The 21,406-nt window shown below is 47.2% G+C and carries 20 protein-coding genes and 1 riboswitch; of the genes, 10 read left to right on the top strand and 10 right to left on the bottom strand.

The features are described 5' to 3' along the window. Positions 1 to 62 precede the first annotated feature (62 nt). A complete protein-coding gene (locus tag QL234_RS07415) occupies positions 63 to 1,082 on the top strand; it encodes an ATP-dependent 6-phosphofructokinase (protein ID WP_281557201.1) in 1,020 nt (339 codons plus the stop codon). 35 nt (positions 1,083 to 1,117) lie between these two features. Here QL234_RS07415 and QL234_RS07410 read toward each other — a convergent pair whose 3' ends face one another. Next, positions 1,118 to 1,705: a class I SAM-dependent methyltransferase gene (locus QL234_RS07410; RefSeq protein ID WP_281557200.1), complete on the bottom strand. Its 588-nt coding sequence runs from the start codon at positions 1,703 to 1,705 to the stop codon at positions 1,118 to 1,120. 100 nt (positions 1,706 to 1,805) lie between these two features. On the opposite strand from QL234_RS07410, the gene QL234_RS07405 reads away from it, so the two are divergent. Then, on the top strand, positions 1,806 to 2,207 hold the full coding sequence (locus QL234_RS07405; RefSeq protein WP_281557199.1) for a helix-turn-helix domain-containing protein: 402 nt from the start codon (positions 1,806 to 1,808) through the stop codon (positions 2,205 to 2,207). Between the two features lie 539 nt (positions 2,208 to 2,746). Here QL234_RS07405 and QL234_RS07400 read toward each other — a convergent pair. From QL234_RS07400 to QL234_RS07360, 9 genes are all read right to left on the bottom strand, one after another. After that, entirely contained in the window at positions 2,747 to 3,115 is a 369-nt protein-coding gene (locus tag QL234_RS07400; protein ID WP_281557198.1) for a GFA family protein, read from the bottom strand. Between the two features lie 73 nt (positions 3,116 to 3,188). Further along, entirely contained in the window at positions 3,189 to 5,375 is a 2,187-nt protein-coding gene (locus QL234_RS07395) for a TonB-dependent receptor (RefSeq protein ID WP_281557197.1), read from the bottom strand. A 232-nt stretch (positions 5,376 to 5,607) separates the two neighbouring features. Then, positions 5,608 to 6,444, bottom strand: coding sequence for a LytTR family DNA-binding domain-containing protein (locus QL234_RS07390; RefSeq protein WP_281557196.1), 837 nt, complete (start codon positions 6,442 to 6,444; stop codon positions 5,608 to 5,610). 2 nt (positions 6,445 to 6,446) lie between these two features. Beyond that, positions 6,447 to 7,514, bottom strand: a complete 1,068-nt coding sequence (locus QL234_RS07385) for a histidine kinase (protein ID WP_281557195.1) — start codon at positions 7,512 to 7,514, stop codon at positions 6,447 to 6,449. A 78-nt stretch (positions 7,515 to 7,592) separates the two neighbouring features. Then, complete coding sequence (locus QL234_RS07380; protein WP_281557194.1) at positions 7,593 to 8,597, bottom strand: phosphotransferase; 1,005 nt, start codon at positions 8,595 to 8,597, stop codon at positions 7,593 to 7,595. A 10-nt stretch (positions 8,598 to 8,607) separates the two neighbouring features. Beyond that, positions 8,608 to 9,258, bottom strand: coding sequence for a nicotinamide riboside transporter PnuC (gene pnuC, locus QL234_RS07375; RefSeq protein WP_281557193.1), 651 nt, complete (start codon positions 9,256 to 9,258; stop codon positions 8,608 to 8,610). 14 nt (positions 9,259 to 9,272) lie between these two features. Next, a complete protein-coding gene (locus QL234_RS07370; protein ID WP_281557192.1) occupies positions 9,273 to 9,539 on the bottom strand; it encodes a hypothetical protein in 267 nt (88 codons plus the stop codon). Positions 9,540 to 9,696: 157 nt separating this feature from the next. Then, the gene (locus QL234_RS07365) at positions 9,697 to 11,844 is read right to left on the bottom strand and encodes a TonB-dependent receptor (protein ID WP_281557191.1); all 2,148 of its coding nucleotides are present in this window, start codon (positions 11,842 to 11,844) and stop codon (positions 9,697 to 9,699) included. Positions 11,845 to 11,916: 72 nt separating this feature from the next. Further along, positions 11,917 to 12,061: riboswitch (TPP riboswitch) on the bottom strand. A gap of 84 nt (positions 12,062 to 12,145) precedes the next feature. After that, positions 12,146 to 13,372 carry a hypothetical protein gene (locus QL234_RS07360; protein WP_281557190.1) on the bottom strand — a complete coding sequence of 409 codons (1,227 nt, stop codon included), beginning with the start codon at positions 13,370 to 13,372 and terminating at the stop codon, positions 12,146 to 12,148. Positions 13,373 to 13,493: 121 nt separating this feature from the next. Here QL234_RS07360 and QL234_RS07355 point away from each other — a divergent pair, with 121 nt between their 5' ends. The 8 genes from QL234_RS07355 (at position 13,494) to QL234_RS07325 (ending at position 21,275) form a co-directional block, all read left to right on the top strand. Then, positions 13,494 to 13,859 (top strand): hypothetical protein, encoded by a 366-nt coding sequence (locus QL234_RS07355; protein WP_281557189.1) that lies wholly within the window; start codon positions 13,494 to 13,496, stop codon positions 13,857 to 13,859. A 551-nt stretch (positions 13,860 to 14,410) separates the two neighbouring features. Beyond that, positions 14,411 to 14,524 carry a daptide-type RiPP gene (locus QL234_RS31890; protein WP_337993072.1) on the top strand — a complete coding sequence of 38 codons (114 nt, stop codon included), beginning with the start codon at positions 14,411 to 14,413 and terminating at the stop codon, positions 14,522 to 14,524. A gap of 260 nt (positions 14,525 to 14,784) precedes the next feature. Then, positions 14,785 to 15,852 carry a hypothetical protein gene (locus tag QL234_RS07350; RefSeq protein ID WP_281557188.1) on the top strand — a complete coding sequence of 356 codons (1,068 nt, stop codon included), beginning with the start codon at positions 14,785 to 14,787 and terminating at the stop codon, positions 15,850 to 15,852. Continuing rightward, positions 15,849 to 17,285 (top strand): HesA/MoeB/ThiF family protein, encoded by a 1,437-nt coding sequence (locus QL234_RS07345; RefSeq protein ID WP_281557187.1) that lies wholly within the window; start codon positions 15,849 to 15,851, stop codon positions 17,283 to 17,285. Before QL234_RS07350 ends, QL234_RS07345 begins: the two co-directional genes overlap by 4 nt. 94 nt (positions 17,286 to 17,379) lie before the next feature. Continuing rightward, positions 17,380 to 18,063 (top strand): YIP1 family protein, encoded by a 684-nt coding sequence (locus QL234_RS07340; protein WP_281557186.1) that lies wholly within the window; start codon positions 17,380 to 17,382, stop codon positions 18,061 to 18,063. A 17-nt stretch (positions 18,064 to 18,080) separates the two neighbouring features. Further along, the gene (locus QL234_RS07335) at positions 18,081 to 19,319 is read left to right on the top strand and encodes an efflux RND transporter periplasmic adaptor subunit (protein WP_281557185.1); all 1,239 of its coding nucleotides are present in this window, start codon (positions 18,081 to 18,083) and stop codon (positions 19,317 to 19,319) included. Then, positions 19,303 to 20,046 (top strand): ABC transporter ATP-binding protein, encoded by a 744-nt coding sequence (locus QL234_RS07330; RefSeq protein WP_281557184.1) that lies wholly within the window; start codon positions 19,303 to 19,305, stop codon positions 20,044 to 20,046. Before QL234_RS07335 ends, QL234_RS07330 begins: the two co-directional genes overlap by 17 nt. After that, on the top strand, positions 20,043 to 21,275 hold the full coding sequence (locus tag QL234_RS07325; RefSeq protein ID WP_281557183.1) for an ABC transporter permease: 1,233 nt from the start codon (positions 20,043 to 20,045) through the stop codon (positions 21,273 to 21,275). The genes QL234_RS07330 and QL234_RS07325 overlap by 4 nt, the downstream gene beginning before the upstream one ends. The last annotated feature ends 131 nt before the right edge of the window (positions 21,276 to 21,406 follow it).

The raw sequence follows: 21,406 nt of genomic DNA, 5'->3' as shown, positions 1-21,406 counted from the left end.
TAACAACATTTGATAAACTGACTAAGGTAAAGCAATAACAGTGATTCGCGCAGGGAGTTTATATGAATAATCAACTCAAAAGGGTGGCTTTGCTGACCAGCGGCGGCGATGCCCCGGGTATGAATGCCGCCATCAGGGCGGTGGTGCTGGCCGCCCATCATTCGCATATTGAGGTCTTGGGTTTTCTCCATGGTTATAACGGCCTGCTGGACAATGACCCCACCCTGCTGGACTTATCCTGTGTCAATGACATTATCCGCCTGGGGGGCACTATTTTAAAAAGCGCCCGCTGCCCGCAATTTCAAACAAAAACCGGGCTCAAACAAGCGGCCAACACTTTAGTAAAACAACATTGCGATGCCTTGATCGTGATCGGCGGCGACGGCTCTTTTACCGGCATGCTGGCATTAAAGCAATATTGGCCTGGCCAAATGATCGGCATTCCGGGCACCATAGATAATGACATTGACGGCAGTGACGCCACCATAGGTTTTTCCACCGCGGTCAATACCGCCATTAACGCCATAGATAAAATCCGCGATACTGCCAATGCTTTCGAACGCATTTTTATTGTCGAGTTGATGGGACGGCACAGCGGCCATATCACCTTTAATGTCGGGGTCGCCTGCGCCGCCGAGCAGGTATTATCGTTTGAAAACTTTTCTGCCGACAACCAGGAGCAAAAACTCGAGCAGTTGGCGCAAGAAATTAATTCCCTGCAGCAAACCCGCCATAACAGCTATATTATGGTGATTGCAGAAAATGTCTGGCCCGGCGGCGCTACCGCCCTTGCCCGCGAGCTCAAAGAAAGGTTTGCTATCGACAGCACCGCCTGTGTACTCGGGCATATTCAGCGCGGCGGCTCACCCGATGCCAAGGACAGAGTAATTGCTACCAAAATGGGGGTAGCGGCCGTCCAGGCGCTGATAAATAATGAAAGCGATGTGATGATCGCCGAGCAAAACAGCCGCATTTGCTCTGTGCCCCTGGAGCAGGCGATCCAACACCAGAAAAAGGTCAACCCCAACCTGGTGGCCGCCCATGAAAATATTCTGGCACTCACCGCGCAAAACCAGTGTTGAGCCTTGCGCCAAATAAACTTATCAGCACGGCGCACTCAGGCTTTCACAGCAATCGCCTGTACCACAGCGGCAAGCCCGGTATGGTATCGCCCTTCAACAACACTGCGCTGTAATTCTTTTAAATGCAGAAAGCTCAGCTCAGGCAATTCGCGGCGAATCGCCTGAGCTGTTATCATGGTCTCTGCTGAATTCCCGCCCCCGGTACCATAACCTAGCTGCTCGGGGGTGTAGTTCTCCAACAGGAAAACCCCGTGAGGCTTTAAGCCCGCCATCACTTTGCTATGCATCTTTTGCCTGAGTAAAGCAGGCAAGGGGCAATAAATTGAAACGATGCCGTCCCATTGGCACAGCCCGGGATCATAGTCCGTTAAATCAGCATGAATGCACTCTATGCTGACCCCGTGCGCCTGCGCTAGTTTTTGCGCCTTGTCCAAGCCAACCTGTGACGAGTCCACCGCCGTCACGCTGTAACCGAGCTTAGCCAGAAAAACAGCATTGCGCCCCTCCCCTTCAGCCAGGCTCAACACTTTACCTTTTGGCATAACAGCAACATTTTCCTGTAAGAATTCATTGGCCTCGGTGCCGTATGCATATTCTTTTGTCGCATATCTTTGATCCCACATAAGTTTTCCTCTTTGCTTTATCTTGTACCCAATTAACTTTAAAACTATGATACAAGTTCAAGTTAACTTGAAGTCAAGCGCATATTTAAGGGGAAGAGCTGTGGATATTGCCAAAGTCGCCAAAGCCAGCGGATTACCAGCCTCAACGTTGAGATATTATGAAGAAATAGGATTGATTCAATCAACCGGCAGGAACGGTTTACGCAGACTTTTCCATCCAAGTGTCATTGACAGGTTAGCCCTTATCTCTCTGGGGCAAAATGCAGGGTTATCACTCGAAGATATTGGTGGCATGCTAACCGCCAAGGGAGCAGATATAGACAGGGAACTGTTGCTGGCAAAGGCGGATGAGCTGGACAAGAAAATTAAAGAGCTAACCACAATGCGCGACGGGCTGCGCCACGCCGCGGCCTGCAAGGCAGAAAATCATTTTCAGTGTCCGAAATTTCTCAGGCTGTTAAACCTTGCTCCGAAAAAACGCCCCATAAAAAATAAAGCATAAACACAAGCAGGCAACACAGCCAGACAGGCGACTTTGCAGGCAGTGCCTGCAAAGTCATCAGCGCTTAGATATAACCTCTGCACTTTTTATATTGGTATTCACAGTAACGTTCATTTAAACCATCATCGTATGCAATACACCGGTGAAACGCTTCACGGCAAGTCTCGGCACTGACTGTTACAGGTGCAGAAACAGCCCCTAAACCTAGTCCTAATAACGCACTGATCATTTTTTATTCATCTTCATAACTAAATCCTTAAGTTAATGATTATTATTTGTTTTTATTAATAAAGTGCAAAAATGCCGTTCAATAATACAAGTGACTGTATGAAAATCAAGCAGCAAGGGCAAGATACCGGACAAAACCTGACTTTGTTGATCTGCATCAACAAATCTAACCTCATTTATTGTTTTGCCCCTTCAGCCTAAGATAGGTTTCCGGCAAAACCTTTATGCCGGGCTGTAAAATCTATACTATCTTCCCCTGATACTATAATGACCGCCCGGACAGTCAGGTAAAGGCAGAGACAAGTAAAAGGTTAGGCTTTTGATAGCCAACAAACTTTTGAGTCTGAGTGAAGCTCTTTAATTTCGGTTAACAACAACTCAGTATCAAAAGCTGCCAAGGCTATCGACACCCATTGGGGAAAACGCTCACTGCAGCCCCACTCAATATTCGAGCCACAGATACGACAAAATTTACGTAAGACATCCTCAGAGGAATTATAAACGGATAACTTATCTTCCCCCTGCAGGTAGTTAACATCATCTCGCCTAAAACGGGCATAGGTGGCGTAAGCCGCGCCATGCTGCTTCTGGCACATAGTACAATGACAATGTGATACTTTGACCGGCTCGGCATCGATCTGAAGTTTTATCGCACCACAAAGGCAACTGGCTTTATTCATCTTTAATTCCTTGACTCATCACTTCCTTACTATACAAGCCATTGATAGTTAATGTAAATAAAGGCATAAAAGATTAAAACTTGGTTTGGAAGCTTAATTCGACCGCTCTTGGCGGGGCAATGCCTATCTGATTGGGATAAAAAATATCCCCCCAGGGGGCATAGTCTTCATCCAGTATATTACGGACATTGATAGAGATGCGTAACTTATCCAGGGTATAGGCGGCAAAGGCATTCACCACCACATAATCCTGTAAGGTGACGGTATTTTCAAAGTTAGTATGGCGTTTGCCTATGTAACGCACACCAGCGCCCAGCTCCAGCGGCAACCCGGCAATATTATTGACACTGAACCAGGCATTGGCCACCCACTTGGGTACATTCGGCGGGGTATTGCCGGTAGCATCGACGCCAAAGTCCGGATCCATGTAATCCTCATACTTCGCCCGGGTATAGGCAAAATTCCCCCCGAGCCGCCAATTTTTCGATAAACGCCCGGAAGCGGCAAACTCTATTCCTTTCGCCACCTGGCTGCCTGAGTTGCCGACACTATCATGGGTCACCAGCAATAAAATATTTTCCCGCTTGGTTTTATAAATAGCCGAGGTCATTTCAATATTCCCGTCGGCGGACACCGATTTAACACCAAGCTCAACCTGGCTGATGTCGGTAAAATCAAAGTTTTCATTGGCGTTAACCAGATAGATATTGGAACCGACGGGATCATGGCCGGTGCTGAGCTGGCCATAGACAGCAAGGTTCTCTGTCAGCTGATAACTTGATGCCAGCCGGTAAGAAATGGGTTTAAAAGTTCTTTTAAAGCTGTCTTCGGCAATAAAAATACCGTTTTCATCAAAGTTATCCCGGGTAGTATCAATAAAGTCTTTTCGTATTCCCAGGGTTAGATGCCAGTCATCGTTGAGAAACAAAGTATCTTCAACCATGATGGCAAACTCATCTATTTTGGTCGGGCTGAGCCGCTTATCAAGCGGACCAAACATACCGGCAACGGGCTGGTACGGATCAACACTGTCGCCGTCGGGAAATCCGCGGGCACGTTCAAAATCTGTACGGGCATAGTCCAGTCCGATCGTCAGCTGATGCTCAACTTGACCGAGCAAATGTTCGATATTGATGTCGAGTTGATTGCCGTAAAATTGATGATCATGGAAAACAAAAAACCGGTCCCGATCGAGCAATAAGGTTTGCGGGTTAAAAACATAGCTTTCGGCATTTTTCCATGCCCGGTCCGCGCTAAAATGAAACAGGGTATTTTTCACTTTTACCATGCTGCTTGGTTGCCAGTTAGCCGTGATTTTGCTCCATAAATGCTCAGAGTCCGAGCGTTGATCGCCAACATTATAATTGTTAAACCTTAACTGCTGATCCAGTACCGAGCCATTATCGGTGTTGATGATCCCCGAAATCGGCTCCCGGGAAAAAGATGCCGGCACCAGCGGGGTCCCCCAATAAGCAGGCAAATCATCGTCTAAATAATCAAAACTGAGCATCATGTCCAATGATGGCGACACCTGCCACAGCATGGAGGCTGTAATATTGAAAGAATAAGAGTCGGTATCATCAACCCAGCCATTAGAGCCGGCACGGTTGATATCAAAACGATAGGCCAGTTTATCGGTAACAGGTCCGGAGCGGCCAATGCCCCATTCGCTGCTGTCAAAGCGGCTATAGGCGCCAAACAACTCGGTGGCGCTTTCCTGGCCAATCACAGGTTTTTTGGTGATCATATTGATAATGCCGGAAGCCGTTGGCGCCGCAAAATGTAAAGAAGCCGGCCCTTTTAAAATCTCCACCTGCTGCAGGTTAAAGGTATTATGCGGCCGCATGGTCATAGATGCCGGGCCCAGGCGGATACCGTCGCGCAATACGATAACAGAGTCGCGGATAAAACCGCGCATGGAAAAACTCGACGGCTCTGCCGGTGACTCCCCGGAAATCACCCCAACAAGATGTTCGGCCGCTTCGGTAACTGTTTTTAATCCCCTGGCGCGCATGGTCCGGCTGTTGATCACTTCCACCGATAACGGCAATTGCATGGCGCTGAGCTCAAAGGGATTGGCGGTTTTAATCGCCTGCCCCAGGCCAAGATCGCGTACCGCAGCTCCGGCAATATCAATTTCCAGCAATGCCTTTAACGATAATTCCTGCATATATTCATCTATCGGCTCTTGGGCTGTCGCAGGGGTTAAGCCAATAAGGAACAGGACAATAGAGTAAACCCGTCGGGAGCAAAAAAACATAACGTCCCCTAAGTTATAGTGATAATAATATTCAGGTTTATTTTCTAGTATAGAGCCTATTGGCGGGGACGGGACAAATGCACGCCCGGATCACAGGGGCAGGCAGGGCTATGGGTGGTTTTTGCAAAGGATTTTTTACAGCTAAATCCCCCTTATCCGGGATAGCAACAAGGGTTATTTGCCATCCCGCTCTTGGTCCTGAGTGTAGTAGAAACTTAGCGATTGAAAGCTGCTAACAGTTAATCGCCTGTTTTACCTTCTCTTTATAGCTGCGGCTGACTTTAAGCTCTTTGCCGTTTTTCATCACCAAAAAGTATTCACCATTTAACTGGCTGCAAAACTTTTCGATATAGTTTTTGTTGACCATGCTGGAGCGGTGACTGCGGATAAAAACTTTCGGATCTAAGATCTCTTCCAGTTGCTTCATGGTTTTACGCAATATATGGGTGCCCTCGCCGGTATAAACACACATATAGTCTCCCGCCGCATCTATCCATAAGATGTCTTTGACCATTACCCGGGTGACTTCGCCGCCATCTTTAATGGCCAGCACATCGGTATATTGGGTCAAGTTTTCGCTCAGTTTATCGCCGTCATTATTGGCCAGCTGTTCCAGAATTTTTTCGCAGTCGTTGCCGGTCACATCACTGACCAGGCGTACCAGCTTAGACTTATGATCGCTGTCCTGCTGGACTTGTTTATGCTGGCGTATTTTATCAAGCGCCTGAGTTAACCTTTGCTCATCCACAGGTTTTAACAGGTAATCTATTGCATGCACTTCAAACGCTTTAATGGCATATTGATCAAAGGCGGTCACAAACACCACCATTGGCATCGGCAATCCCTGCGCGATAATTTGCTCGATCACGCCAAACCCGTCCAACCCCGGCATCTGGATATCGAGAAACATCAGATCCACCTGCCCGCCAGTAAGGGTTTCAATTGCTTCACGGCCGTTACTGCACTGGGCCTGAATATCAATATCGCTGTGGGCTTGCAAACGTACCGCTAAGCCTTTTCTGGCAAGGGGCTCGTCATCAACTATGATGGTTGATAGTGGGCTGTTCATTACTACTGTCCTAACTCATACGGGATGCGGATATTTACTTTAACACCTGAAGGCTGATTATTGGAGACCACAAGGGAAAAATTATCCCGGTAAAGCGCCTGTAACCGCTCGCGGCTGTTCACTAAGCCGACCCCGCACTCACGGAATAAGTTGCCGTCTTTAATCTCTGCCCCCGGGCCGTCATCTGCCAGTTCTATCAAGAGATCATTGCCAAAACGGCTGACCGAGACGGTAATGCTGCCTCCCTGCTCCTGCACGGCAATGGCATGTTTAATGGCGTTTTCCGCCAGCGGCTGTAAAATCATGCTCGGCACCAGCGCCTGCTGACATTCTTCATCAATATTAAAATGTACCTGCAAACGTTCTTCAAAACGCACCTTTTCAATATCCAGGTATAAGGTCAGCGCCTGAATTTCACTTTGCAGCGTCACCCGCTTCATCGGATCCTTATCCAGGGAGTAGCGTAAGAATTCGCTGAGTTTCGTTACCATGCCATTGGCCAGGTCATTCTCTTTCACCAAAATCAAGGTGGAAATGGCGTTGAGGGTATTAAAGAGAAAATGCGGATTAAGCTGGTAGCGCAGCATTTTCAGCTGGGCCTGATGGGCGACAGTATTGGCCTTAAGCACATTCTGCCGCTCTTTTTGCAGCATCTGGTAATATTTGATGCCAAAATACAAACCGCTCCAGCTAAGAATAATATAAAACGCCCAGACACTGGATTTAGTATACAAGAGCCAGAAATCAGGCCGGTAGCCGTGTTTATAGATTTCCCAGTAATTGAAATTTTTCACCACCTGCCACAGGACACCGGTGGCATAAGAGGCCAAAATCACCACGATGGCAATTTTAAGCGGCGACAGATTCCAGGCACGGCGATAAATATAACGCAGAGGCACAGTGAATAACCAGCCGGCATAGGCATTGAGAAAAATGATGATGACAAAGATATCTCGGGAGTCATGCAACAATGACCCGAGATAATGTACTAAGGCAAAACCAAACCAGCCAGCTGTATGTAATAACCAAAAAAAGCGGTTATTGTTTTCGACTAAATCTTTCCAATTCACACAAAATAACCAATAACATGTCCTAACGATATTATGCGCCGCTTAACCTGGTGGCGCACTACCATTAATCGTAACTTCTCAGCAGCTTATCTCATTATCCGGGTAAAAATCAGCAAAAAGTTGATGAAAGCTGCCATCGGCCAGGGCGAGCTCATCCAGCAGGAGAAACTGGCGGCTTGCCAGCGCCATAAATTGCTTGTCGCCGGTTTCATGCTGATACACCAGATACCACAAGGCATTGATCAAATAACAAAATGCCAGATAATGGCAAAGTTTGTCGCTGTATTGGCCATTAAACAAAAAGGTATTCAACGGGGCTTGTTTGAGCAGTGCCAGCATATCCGGCTGCGGGATCTCATTGACGGCGATCAGCATCGCCAAATCAAACTCTTTTTCTGCCAGGGCACAACATTCAAAATCGATTAACCAGGCTGTGCTTGTCTCAATTGCCTTATCTGTATCCCTTGCCTGTGTTGCCAAAAGAATATTGGAGAAGTTGATATCTCCATGGCAGGGGACCAAAGGACCGGGTGTGATCCCGGCAGTGATTTTCCCCGTCAGCTTATTCACCTGCGCCTCCTGTGCCGCCGTTAATTCGCCGGATAAGGCAGCGGTCAATTCGCTTATTACCAGCGTCATATCCAGCACAGGCAAGGCTACATCCAGTGGATGACAAGAGACCATCAAGTCCAGGGCTAAAGCCGTTTTTTCCCGAATTTTAAGAGGGCTTTGCGATAACGGCTCACCGTCAATATAGCGACAAACAAGGTAATCAGGATCCTGATAAACCACAGGCGGAGAAATACCAGCCTTACCCGCCGCCAAAGAAAACAGCACTTCATTGCCAGCCCCCGGGAGCGATTGTTCTTTATCGGCTTCGCCATCACCGCCGCCGGTAGAGTGCGTAGCAAAGCTCTTCACAAAGCTCTTCACAAAAAAAGCCTGCCCGCTGTCAATCACCTTAACGCAGGCCTGGCTATAACCGGAAGTGATCGGGGTAATGCTTTCAATGTGATGAAAACAAGGCAAGTTGCTTAATGCATCATAAGCCGGGGCAGCATCTTGTATAACAGGTAAGGCCATAGGGGATAAACTAACTTAAGGCAACTTTAGCTTCAGCGGAGAAGCTTTGTTTCCAATGATAATAACCATAAGCGGCAATAACGACATATAAGCCAAAAAGCACCGCCGTCGGGGTCAGATCTTTTTCCAGATACAGATAAATCGATACCAGATCAATCACCACCCAGTACAGCCAGTTCTCCAGTACTTTTTGTGCCACCAGGTATGTGGCAAAAACCGCAAACACCGTAGTCGCACTGTCAAAGTAGGGAAAGTGTGCCTGGGTATAATTGGCCATCACATAACCCAGACCCAGGCTGACAAGTGCCAGTACAGCAATCACCTTAAGGTGTAAAACCAGCGGCCAGCTTTGGATCCCCTCGCCTCCCTGCTCGGCAGAGCTGACATTGTTAATCGGCATATTCTTGCTCTTTTGCCAGCAAAACCAGCCATAGACCGCCATCAGCAAATAATACACCTGCAGCAGGGAGTCCATAAATAAATAAACATCATAAAAAATGGCGGTATAAATCGCGGTGCTGATAAAAGCCGCCGGCCAGCACCAGACATTACCTTTTGCCGCCAACACTACATAAAGCAAGGAGGTTAATACCGCCGCCAGCTCCAGCAAAGGCAGGGAAGTAAAATAATTTACCGTTTCCACAAATACAGCTTCAGTCATTATTACTATCAACCCTATTCTGCTTCAACTACAGAGCGATCGCCGTTAATAAATTTACAAACAAACACTGCGGCATCGACACTTTGATGCACTTGCTTAATTTCAGCCATCACATGGCTTACCGCCAGATCATAATCGCCAAAAACCTGGGTGCTCATGCCATTGGTCACCACTTTAAGGCCATCGATGCCCCGCAGGCGTTTAATAAAGGCCCAGATCTCATCTTTAAATTTAAGCTCGGCCAGGGGGTACAAGCTGATCTCAATTGATATTTTCATCATTTATCTCCTCATTACCCTATATTACTCTCACTAGATAAGGTTTATACCGGTGCTTGTCCGGTTCATCCAAGCTCCGCCAGACACGCAAATGCCACTTTCATCACGAAAGTGGCATTTTATGCGGATATGTCCAACAAGTGAATTAAATTAACTCAAGTTAAAATTCATAACTCGCGGTTATTCCTAACTGACGCGGCGCACCGTAACGGACATATTTTTTATTGGCCCAGTCAAGGTCCGGCTCGTTGCCGAAATAAAAACCGCGGGTACCGTATTTTTCATCGGTCAGGTTACGGGCCCAAAGATAAACCGCCCATTGGTCTGCTTCATAACCGATACGGGCATTGATTAAATTACTGCCGTCGGCTTTCTCATCATGGCTGTCGGAGTAATAAAAATCACTCTTGCCGGATAAGCTGACATGGCTGAACCAGCCGTTATCCGCGCGGTAGGTCAGCCCGGCGCTGTAGGTATATTCCGGGGCATGGGCCAGTTCACGGTCGGAAATATCCACTTCGCTGCCGTATTTATCCTGATAGGCATAATCATCGTAACTGGCATTTAAGTAACCGATACTGGCATCAAAACTCAGTTGCTGATTGATTGCCCAGTCCAGGTCAAACTCCACCCCGTAACTGGTTGAACTGGCAGCATTGGCGGTATAGATAATAAAACGCTGCGGCTCGTCCGGGTTTTGCTGCGAGGCATTGACCTGCTGATCTTGCCTGTCCATATAAAACACCGCAACATTGGTATTTAAGCCCAGCTCAGCAAACTGGCTTTTTAATCCCAGCTCATAGTTGATCAGGGTTTCGGTATCAAATTCTTTATAGCGGCTCAGTTCGCCCGGCAGTCCCATATTAAAACCACCGGCCTTATAACCCTTGGCAATACGGCCATAAGCGCCATGTGCATTGTTGAGCTGCTTGCTCAGGGCAATATGGCCCCCCCACATGGTTTCAGAAGGCGAGAATTCATCTCCCTGGCTGTCATCATAATCGGTACTGCGATGCTCAAGACGCAGGCCGACAGACAACTGATAATCCTGGCTTAACTCACTGTCGAGCTGACCAAAAATAGCGGTATTTTTCGCCTGGTATTCAGAGTCCAGTATTTCATCCGGCCAGCCGTTATAACTGGAATCGAGATCATTTTCTTCATCGAGTTTGCTGAAATAGATACCGCCGAGCCAGTCGGTGCTGCCGTTAAATATGCGTCCCGACTCGTTGGAGCTTAGCCTTATTTCCTGGCTGTAACTGGTGCGCTCTGCCCGCTTGTCCCAAAGGTAGTCGTAGGTACAACCGATAATATCGTCAGACTCGCCATTGCCGTTTTCATCGTAATAATCCACACAGGGTTTGCTCTGCCAGTACTCGGGGTTGGCCCAGTCGCCGTCGTAGGCGTGTTGATGCTCGGTATCGCTCATGCTGGTGATTGCCGTTAAGGCAAACTGGGTAAATCCGGTATATTGGGCTTTTACTGCCAACCCGTCCGACTGCTGGTTATCCACGCCCGGTTGATCCGTTAAAGTATCAAAACCATTGTTATCTAAGGTCCAGGCGTCAAAACCGTTATCTAAATCCGCATGCAGGTAAGTAAAGTCCAAAGTCAGCTCATCTGAGGCCAGGTAGCGCAGTTTTAACTTACCGGTAAATTCATCGATACCATTGGTATCATCACGGCCCAGGTATTTGTTGTCCCGGTAGCCGTTTTGTTTATGCTGCTCAAATACGGCCCGGTAAAATAATTTATCGGTCAGCGGGCCCGAGCTATAACCGCTATAGGTTTGCAAGTCGTCATCGCCCAAAGTGGTTTGCACACCGTGTTCAAAGGTTTCGGTCGGGGCATTTGACTGAATATAAACCAGCCCGGCAAGGGCATTGGCGCCATAACGCGTGCCCTGCGGACCACGTAAAACTTCAACCTGACCTACATCATACATATTCGCCGCCATCCCTAAACCGGACATGTCGATATCGTCAAGGATAAAACCAACAGATGAATTAGGCGCGCCGCGATATTCAGAGCGTTCCCCTACCCCGCGGATCTGAAAATATTTGGGCCTGGAGGTGCCGCCGGCAAAATTAAGGTTGGCCACCTTATTGATCACTTCTTCAAAGTGCTGGCCGCCTTCATCGATAATTTGCTGCTGATCGATCACCGCGACACTCACAGGTACCTCGGCCAGGCTCTGCTGACGGAAATCGGAGGTGACGGTAATGTGCTCAAGATCATTTTCAAATGAAAAAGCAAGGGGTTGGTACAAGGCCGCGCTTATGGCGATAACCAGTGGAGATTTAAACATAATTACTTCAATTCTTTTGGGAATTGACGCAAGGAAATTTGGGAAGTTATAACGCCGGTTTATGTGATCACCAGGCTATTTTTCAACCATTCCTACGCCAGTACTATCCGGTTCAGGTTCTAAGGGTTCGAATCTTTCGTCTCAGCACAGTTTTGATGTTTTCTTATCCGCGTAACGTATAAAAAACCATCGCAACCAGGCACCCCTTGGCTCGGCAGGCATATTAGCAATTTATTGCTAAATGTCCACCATAGAAGATGAATAATTTTATCTATAAATAACCGGAATAAAGCAACATTCTCTATTTGGAGCTAGCGGCGGTTTTAACTGCTGCATCAACAATCGAATCAATTGATATTTTAGGCGGGGGTGAAAAATCAATATGTGACGGATAAAGTGGTTTTATCCTGCATTCAAAATCTACTTTTTTATAATCATTTCCTATCAATAAGCCATCTGCTAAAGCAATATAATATGTTGATATTTTAATATTATATCGATATAGGGAAACTAAAACATGGATAAAAAACAATAATACTAATGTTACTCCAAACCTAATAACACTAGTCGATAAAATACTCTTTCCCTGATTGAAATTTAATAAAGTATCAGACATTAATTTATTTCTAACCGCAACTTTTTCTTTTTTTATACGACCTAACTTTCCTAAAGATGAATCTAAAAAACTTTTAAGAACTTCTATGTTTTTATTAATATTATCAAAATACTGTTCCATTTCTTCTTGGTGCTTCTTATCACGCTCTTGCTTCTCTTTTTTAGGAGTATTTTCATCATGAAGCTTAATAATTGAATGTTCTCTAACATCTTTCAACATTAAAGCCAATTTTTCTCGTTGAGCTTTTGTCTCCAATAATATTAAACCAACCTCAGCATCGGAGTATGTAGAACCAGAACTCCAAAATTGAATATATTTTAATTTGTCTTCAAGATCTGCGAGTCTATTAAGTGGCGACTTTTGATAATAATCTACTGATATAACTACCAAGAATTCATTTAGTTTATTTTGAAAAGATGTAATAAGCGTTATCTCTTGCTCCTGCGCTTCTAAATCTGTAGCAGAAAGAAAGTCCATAGCAGAGAGTTTACCAGCATAAATAATAATCAAAACAGAAACTAATATGAGAAAAGTAATTCCTCCCATAATTAACACAGCACGTAGCAGCGCTCTCCTAGAACGAACGAACATTTCATAAGCTAAATTTTTAGAGCAAGTATCTTCAATAATGCTATACGGGGAGCGGCCAATCTTCTCTTCAAGAGTCACTTTTTTAAATAGGCGCCTACCTGGCTCATAAACCTTTAAGGTAAAATATATTCCTGTAATCAGACATAAAAACCAAATGATCCCAAAAAAGTTTGCCACTCCAGATTTATCAAAGATATCGTCCATATACCTTCCTGCAAGGGTATTCGCAACCCCCCACGTCACTAAATAACTTACTAAAATAATACTCAGTCCTGCTATAAAAGAAACTTGGAGAGCTTTTTTATCTAGGTTTATTAACATGCAGTAAAACCTTATGAACTATGGCATAACTTAAACTTAGGCCAACATCATAAAAATATAAATACTTTCATTTTATTCAAGGTAAACATTGCTCTATATAACAGGTAACTTGGAGTGACTAATGAAACCAGAATTTAGCCCGGGAAAGAATATTGCAATAAAAACACCAGCACATGAATACGCAGATGTGATTCATTTTTATCAGGATATACTGGGTTTCAAGCAGTTACCCCACAACGCTGCCGATCCCTTTGAGTCAGTCTGCTTTGCCTTTGGCGATAAAGTGCTTTGGATAGATAAAATAACCGGCATCAGTCAGTCGGAAATCTGGCTGGAAATTATCTCAGACGATATACCCGCGGCAAAAAAACACCTTGAGCAAGCCGGTTGCAGCATCAGAAACGAGATCGAACCGCTGCCTGATGACCTCAACGCTTTCTGGCTCAGCAGCCCGTCTAATATCATTCATTTAGTAACCGATAAATAACGATATCACCATTAATGACCTCTAGCTCCCGCCTGCACGACTATTGTCCTGCCCTATGTCCTATCCCCTATGCCTGTATTTTTTTTACAATTTTTAATTCTTTATATTCAATACGTTAATAAAGAAAACTTGCTGGCTTGCAAATAAAGCAAAAAAGTTTTAGCAAAACGAGTGAGATAGTCTACCCGCTGCCAACACTAACTAAGTGTTCCAACATGAACACAATTAAAGCAGGAGAAATAGAATGCGTTGGCAAGTCAACAATAACAGCCCCAAACCCCGATACACGGTTACTCCCTACATCTTATATGTAATGAAAAGCCATTAGCAGTTCGCACCAGCTGATCAGGCAAGCGAATAAAAACAACAGCTTATAGATGTAAGGGGGTGATATTCATCAAGCCTTTGTTAAGAAGAAGTACAAGGCTTACACAGTGCCATATAAACACATAAACATAATATTTATTTCGATGCCGGAGCAAGCGCTTGAGACGCCGGATTCTGAGTATCGTCAGCTAATTTAAACTTGATTAAAGCAAGAGGAAAGAACCATGACTTTTGAAGAAATTGAAATCGTAGATGCACCATCTGATGCCGAATTTTGGGGCGGTGTCGCCGGTGGCGTAGTGGTCGGGGTAGCGGTTGGTTTACTGTTTGTTTCATAACCACAGCACCATAACTACAACTTAATTTAACCAATTAACTTATTCATTTTAGAAGGAAAGTATTATGACTTTTTCAGAAATCGAAATCATTGAAGCACCAGTATCCGATACCTCAGCGGGTGTCGCCACAGGTATTGGTATTGGCTTAGCCCTCGTTGGACTTATGTTCATCAGCTAAGCAAAGCACATTCTGGGGCCTTAGCGCAGTTTGCTCTGGTCCCTTAATTTTAGCTAGCAGCACATAAATTAAGGGGGACGGTTTGAACTTAGCATTAAAAAAATCCATTAACTTCTATCCGCTCGAACAAGGTATATACCATGTCTACGATGCCTCAACTTCCCGGCATTTCAAATTAGGCGAGCAGGAAGTTAACTGGCTTAAATTACTCGACGGCAAAAACACGGTGGAAGCCTTAAGAGGCCTTATTCCGCTGGAGTACTTCGATAAATTTATCAAGACGGTACAGCACCTGGATTTACTCGAAGGGGAAAGTAAAAAAGAGCCGTTTTCACCGCTTAAAATCAAGGTGTTTAACCTCGACCCGTCCAGGTTTATCGACAACAGCGGTAAGTTTGCCCTTTATTTCAGCCACTTTCTGAACTGGTGCAGCCTGCCGCTGCTGGTCATCAATGTACTTATGGTCGCCCTGCTGGTGCCCCAGGTACAAAACATCCGGGAAACCCTGACCTTTGACACCTTTACCGTAATTTTTTACTTTTTTGCCATTTTAGTCACTGGCATAGTGCACGAAGGCGCCCATGCCCTGGTGGCAAAATCTTTTAATGTCAAAGTGCCCCAGGTCGGCATGATGCTGTTTTTCCTGCATCCTTCCTTTTACGCTGATGTCAGCGGCATCAACCTGATGTCGGACCGTAAAAAACGCATAAAAGTGCTGATTGCCGGTGTTCAGGGCAACAATCTCTTGATGTTTCTCGGCCTGATGCTGACCTTTATTCCCATGGGGGAAACCGCGTTATCGTATCTGCTGTTTTTCACCGCCATCAACTTTGTGCTGATGTTTATTAACCTTATCCCCTTTGTCGAATACGACGGCTACTATATTTTCCAGGAATTGCTCGGCGAACCCAGGTTTGCCCGCAACGCTCTGGTAAGCCAGCTCACCCGGAAAAACAAAAAAATTGAATATACGGCTTATTTTTTCATCAGCCAGCTTTTTCAATTTATCCTCATCGTTTCCATGCTGGTGCTGATACACGACGGCGTGCTGCTTTTGTGGGATGCCCAATGGGTTGATGTGCTTTTCCTCATGCTGATAGTGGCCGCCTATCCGGCGCTGATGGCGTTTAAAATAAGGAGCGCAAAATGAGCAGCGCCAAAAGTTACCATTTTAATCCTTTTTCCTTTGTCACCCGGATCAACGATGAAATCTTGATCAATACCGTGCCCCACAACCGGGTCACCTTTTCGGCGGATTTCCAACCGGTCATCGACTTCTTTTTGCAAAAAGAAGAACTCAGTGAAGCGGAGATATTAAAATGCATAGCCCCTTCGCGCCTGGAAGAGCTAGTGTCAAAACGCATCTTGCTTGAAGGCCCGGCGCAAAAGCTCGAAGGCCGCTATTCGCGCCAGCACGGCTATTTCACTATGATTTCCAGGCAGCCGGAGGCGGTACAGGAAAAACTGCAGCAGTCCCATGCCCTGATCCTCGGCGTCGGCGCCATCGGCAGCCATATCTGCTGGAACCTGGCAGCCATAGGAGTCGGTAAAATTACCCTGCTGGATTTTGACACCATAGAAGAAAGCAACCTCAACCGTCAGCTGATGTATACCCCCAAAGATATCGACCGGGTAAAAGTGGAAGTGCTGGCGCAAAGAATACGGGAATTTAACCCGGAAATAGAAGTCGTGACCCTGAACCGGAAAATTACCTGTCAGGCCGACGTCGAAGCCCTGCTGCCCGACGTCAACCTGGTGGTAAAAGCCATCGACAGCCCGGAAGAGTCCATGGCCTGGGTCAACGCCGCTTGTGTCCAAGCCGAAGTGCCCTATGTCACCGGCGGCTTTTTAGACTATACCGCAGTGGCCGGTCCCAATTATATCCCGGGTAAGTCCAGCTGTTTTGCCTGCCAGGGGGATGCCGGCGATGTCAAGCGGATACACGGTACCGGGCCGACATTTGGCCCGCTGACCACCCTGGTCACTTCTATGCTGTCGATGATCGCCTTTAAAATATTAATCGGCAAAGCCGACGGCTACGCCAACAAGGTCTATATGTACAATGCCGATAACGGCAGCTGGGACATGGAACAGGTCACCCCGGCGGTAACATGCAAGGTATGCGGCACCGCCCCGGCAAAACCGGCGGAAGATACCGCGCCTTTGGTCAACAACCCCCTGGTGATGTTCCGCAGCCTGTTTGTTGCCGTGTTGGTGCTTACCGTGATCTTAGGGGAAATTTACCAGCAGCCCCTGGTAGGCGTCATGACCTTTTTCGGCATTTTTATCGCTATCCCGGTAGTGAAAAAAATTCACGCCGACAACCTGTTAAAAACTCGGCGCGAGTTTTTTGTCATGACCTGCATCTATATAGGTTTCAGCCTGATCGGCCTGGTTATCGGCAATATCAGCGATGACAGCTTTGCCTTGCCGACAAGTCTCAGGGGCGTGTTCGAAACCATACAGCTGGTCAGCTCCACTATTATTCAGGCAACGATCAGTATTGCCATCATCTTTTTATCCCTGTGCGGCGTGATGGAATATGCCCCCAAGGTCGTTAATTTCCTGAATGAGGATTTATAACAATTACCGTCAGGTAAAAACATATTTTATAACCCGGTCACTGCATCAGGCCGTAATTGCAGTGATAAAGACAAGTAAAGACAGAGATCAGAACATGAACATTATCAATATATACACAGGCCTGTTGTTTTCACCCCAGCAGGCATTTGCCCAAGCCCTGCGGTTAAAGGTTATCACCTTGTTTTTCCCTTTGGCTGCCGCCTTAGTGATCACCGCCCTGCTCAATACCTATTATTATGCCGCCGTGGATATGCCCTGGCTGCTTGAGCGCATGGTGGCAGACATTCCCGACGACCAGAAACAAACGGTATTAGACTCGCTGTCAAAAGGCCGTCTGCTCGGCGTCAGCCTGGTGGGGGTGGTTTTCCTGACTGTGTCCATTAATTTATTCCGGGCCTTTATCTATTGGTTTGTACTCAAAGTCAAAGGAGAGGCACAACGCTTTGTCCGCCTGTTCGCCATCGTCATGTGGTCTACCGCACCGCTGCTGCTGATATTGCCCGCCGGGATGTTAAATATTTACCTGAGTGCAGGCCAGGCCCTGCTGCCAAACGACGTTAACCCGGTATCGCTGAACCAGTTGTTCTTTAAGCTCTCGGGAGACTCGGACTGGGGCCAGCTGCTGTCGACGTTCAGTTTGATCAATATCTGGGAGATCTTTTTGATCATCATCGGCCTGAAACTGGCGACCTCGCTGTCCATCAAACAATCTTTTACCATCGCCCTTATTCCTGAGCTCGTTATCTACGGGCTTTGGGTAACGGCTTTGCTGTTATAAAGTGAGGAAATTGACTCATGAGTAAGCTATTTTGGAGCCTGGCCATGATCTTTATTCTGGCATCCCCTTTACTGCTGCGTGTCTTTAGCCAGGCCCACGAGGTTGATGTTGAAGTAGACCGGGTAACCAGCCGGGTGATCCGCGATTCGGTGCTCTCTTCCGGCAATTTAATCTATAACGAAGAAGCCCGGCTGACCCCGGAAATTATCGCCCGGGTAACTGCGGTACAGGTAGTGGAAGGAGACAAGGTAGAAAAAGGCCAGCCGCTGATTTACCTGGAAGACTTAGATCTCAAAGAGGTGATCTTTTTACAGCAGGCCCAGGTGGCAATCGATATTGAAAATGTCGACCGCCAGCAAATCAATGTCAAAAACTTGCAGGCCCGGTTTGAGCGCATCGCCCGCCTGCTTGATAAAGCCATCATCACCCGGGAAAACTATGACGACGCCTACTATCAGCTAAAAGCTGCCAAGTCAGATCTTGAGGCCAGCAAGCTCAATGTCAAACGCTCCAGGGCCGCTTTAAAACAGGCCGAGCAAAGATTGCGGCAAACTATAATTAAAGCGCCTATGTCCGGTACCGTAGTCGCGGTAAGCATCAAACCCGGGGAAACGGCGGTGCCCAGCACCACAGGTATTCCCGGCTCAAGTTTGATCACCATAGCAAACGAAGCCTCGATTGTGGTGGATCTCAACGTTGATGAAAACGATATCGGCAACCTGTCCATCAACGGCGAAGCCTATATCAGCTGCCCGACCTTACCCGAAGGCGGTTTAAAAGGCCGCATCAACGAAATTGCCATAGCACCGCGCAATGCCTCACAGGCTTTCGCCGCCAACGATGCCACCGGCCGCTCCTATTCGGTGAAAGTCGCCCTGCTGGAAAACCGCCCGGCTAAACTGCGCAGCGGCATGTCGTGCCGGGCCAAGATATATACCAACAACCCAGATCCGGCGTTAACCGTGCCAGTACAGGCCATTATGAGCGAGCGCTTAACGGATGATGACGGTGTCAGCCTGCCCAGGGGCCAGCGCAGCAAAGGCAAAAAATATGTTTTTGTTGCCAGCAACGGCCAAACAGAAAAACGCACCGTTATTACCGGGGCTGCCGATGACGAATACCAGGAAGTTAAAACCGGCTTAAAAGCAAATGAGAAAATTGTTGTCGGGCCATCGCGTATTCTCAGCTCGCTGCAAGATAAAACACCTATTGCCGAAATTAACGCCCAAGGGGAAAGCTATGCCCTGCTTAATTAATCTCTCGGGGATTACCAAGAAATACCACCTCGGCGGGCGTGATATTTTTGCCCTTAACCAGCTGGACCTGCAGATTCAAAGTAATGAATATCTCGCCATTATCGGCGCCTCCGGCTCCGGAAAGTCGACCTTGATGAATATTTTGGGCTGCCTCGACCGGCCATCTTCCGGCGCTTATGCCTTAGACGGCAAAGATATCGGCCAGATGTCGGACAATGCCCTTTCCCGGGTACGCAACCGTAAAATAGGTTTTATTTTTCAAAGTTTTAATTTAATTCCTAACCTGACGGCACTGCAAAATGTGATGCAGCCGTTAGTGTTCTGGCGTTTACCGCAAAAAGAAAAAATTGCCATGGCGCAAGCGGAACTGGCGCGGGTTGGCCTCAGTAACCGGGAAATGCACCTGCCGAGCGAATTGTCCGGCGGCCAGAGGCAACGTATTGCCATTGCCCGGGCACTGGTCACCCGCCCCTCTTTGCTGCTGGCGGATGAACCGACCGGCAACCTGGACAGCAAAACCACAGCAGATATCATGAAACTGTTCGACCGCCTGCATAGTGAAGGACAAACCGTGATCCTGGTCACACACGATCAGGATATCGCAAGCCGCTGCCGGCGCAGCATTACCCTGGTCGACGGCCAGATTGCCCGGGATGAACAACAAGACAAGCCCTGCTCCTTTCATCGGGAGCCAGAAACAGAAACGGTTCAGGCGGTATTATTATGATACACGTTTTTTATCAATGCTTTATCCAGGCGATAAACAGCATCCGCTCGCGGGTATCACGCAGCCTGATCACTTCGATAGGTATAGTGGTCAGTGTCGCCTCTGTTATCACGGTTGTCTCCATTATCCAGGGCATGTCCTACTCCATCATGAGAAACTTTGACGGTTTAGGGGCCAATGTACTGACCATACAATCGGATACCCCGTTTCAGCAAAGATTGTTGGGGGAGTTTAACCGCCTGACCATGGCCGACTATATCCGCATCAAAAGGCACTTTAACGGCGCCGGGCGCATCATCCCCTCTTTTTCCCCCTTCGGGCAATTCGGCGCATTAATTTCCAGCAACGGTCAGGAAAGCCAGACCCGGGTGGTGGCGGTGACTTCCTCCTACAAAGAAGCGACCCAGGTTTTTCCGTCCAAAGGGCGTTTTATCACCGACAGCGACAATACCTCGTCACGCAAAGTATGTATTATCGGCGACCGGGTCAGGAAAAATTTAAAACTGCCGGAGAATCCAATCGGCGAGTTTATTGAGGTCGGCGGCACCTCGCTTAAAGTGGTCGGTGTGATGGAAAAGCGCGGTGATATCTTCGGCTTAAGCCAGGACGATTATATCGTGGTGCCCTTTACCATAGGCCAGCGGCTGTTGCCGAATGAAAACATGCAGGACATCACCATACTGTTTAATGTCGATGATATCTCCAGGCTACGCACCTTGCAGGTGGAAATTGAAGACCTGCTCAGGGAAGCCCATGAACTATCACCGGATCAGGAAGATGATTTTCGGGTACAGACGCCACAGCAGTTAACCCAATCCATCACCAGCATTATGGATACTATTACTCTAGTGCTCGGCGGCGTGGTCGGTATTTCTTTAATTGTCAGCGGCATCGGCATTATGAATACCATGTTGATGTCGGTTTCCGAGCGCACCCGAGAAATAGGCATATGTAAGGCACTGGGCTTTGAGCGCCATGTGATCCTGTTGCAATATTTGATAGAAGCGGTAATTTTATCCTTCCTCGGCGGCGTGGTGGGTTTGCTCTGTGGCTGGCTGTGTGGTTTTTTGGCCATGCTGCTTATTCCCGGGCTGCCGGAGCCGATTATCCCCTTGTGGGCGGTAACCCTGGCGCTGGCATTTTCAAGTTTTATTGGCCTGATTTTTGGCGTAGTGCCCGCGGCCAAGGCCTCAGATCTCGACCCGATCACCGCGCTACGTTATGAATAAGGATACGCCCGGAGCCACGATAAAATTAAACCTCAACTCCTGCTTTTAAAGATGATGAGGCTTGCTAAGGAACATTTGCACCGCACTCGGTACAAGATAAACCTTCTTGTCTGGGCACATAGCCAGTATTA

The sequence above is a fragment of the Thalassomonas sp. RHCl1 genome (assembly GCF_947387555.1).
GTDB lineage: Bacteria > Pseudomonadota > Gammaproteobacteria > Enterobacterales > Alteromonadaceae > Thalassomonas.
The sequence above is the reverse complement of the archived record's forward strand: the minus strand, read 5'-3'. Positions and strand labels throughout refer to the sequence as shown.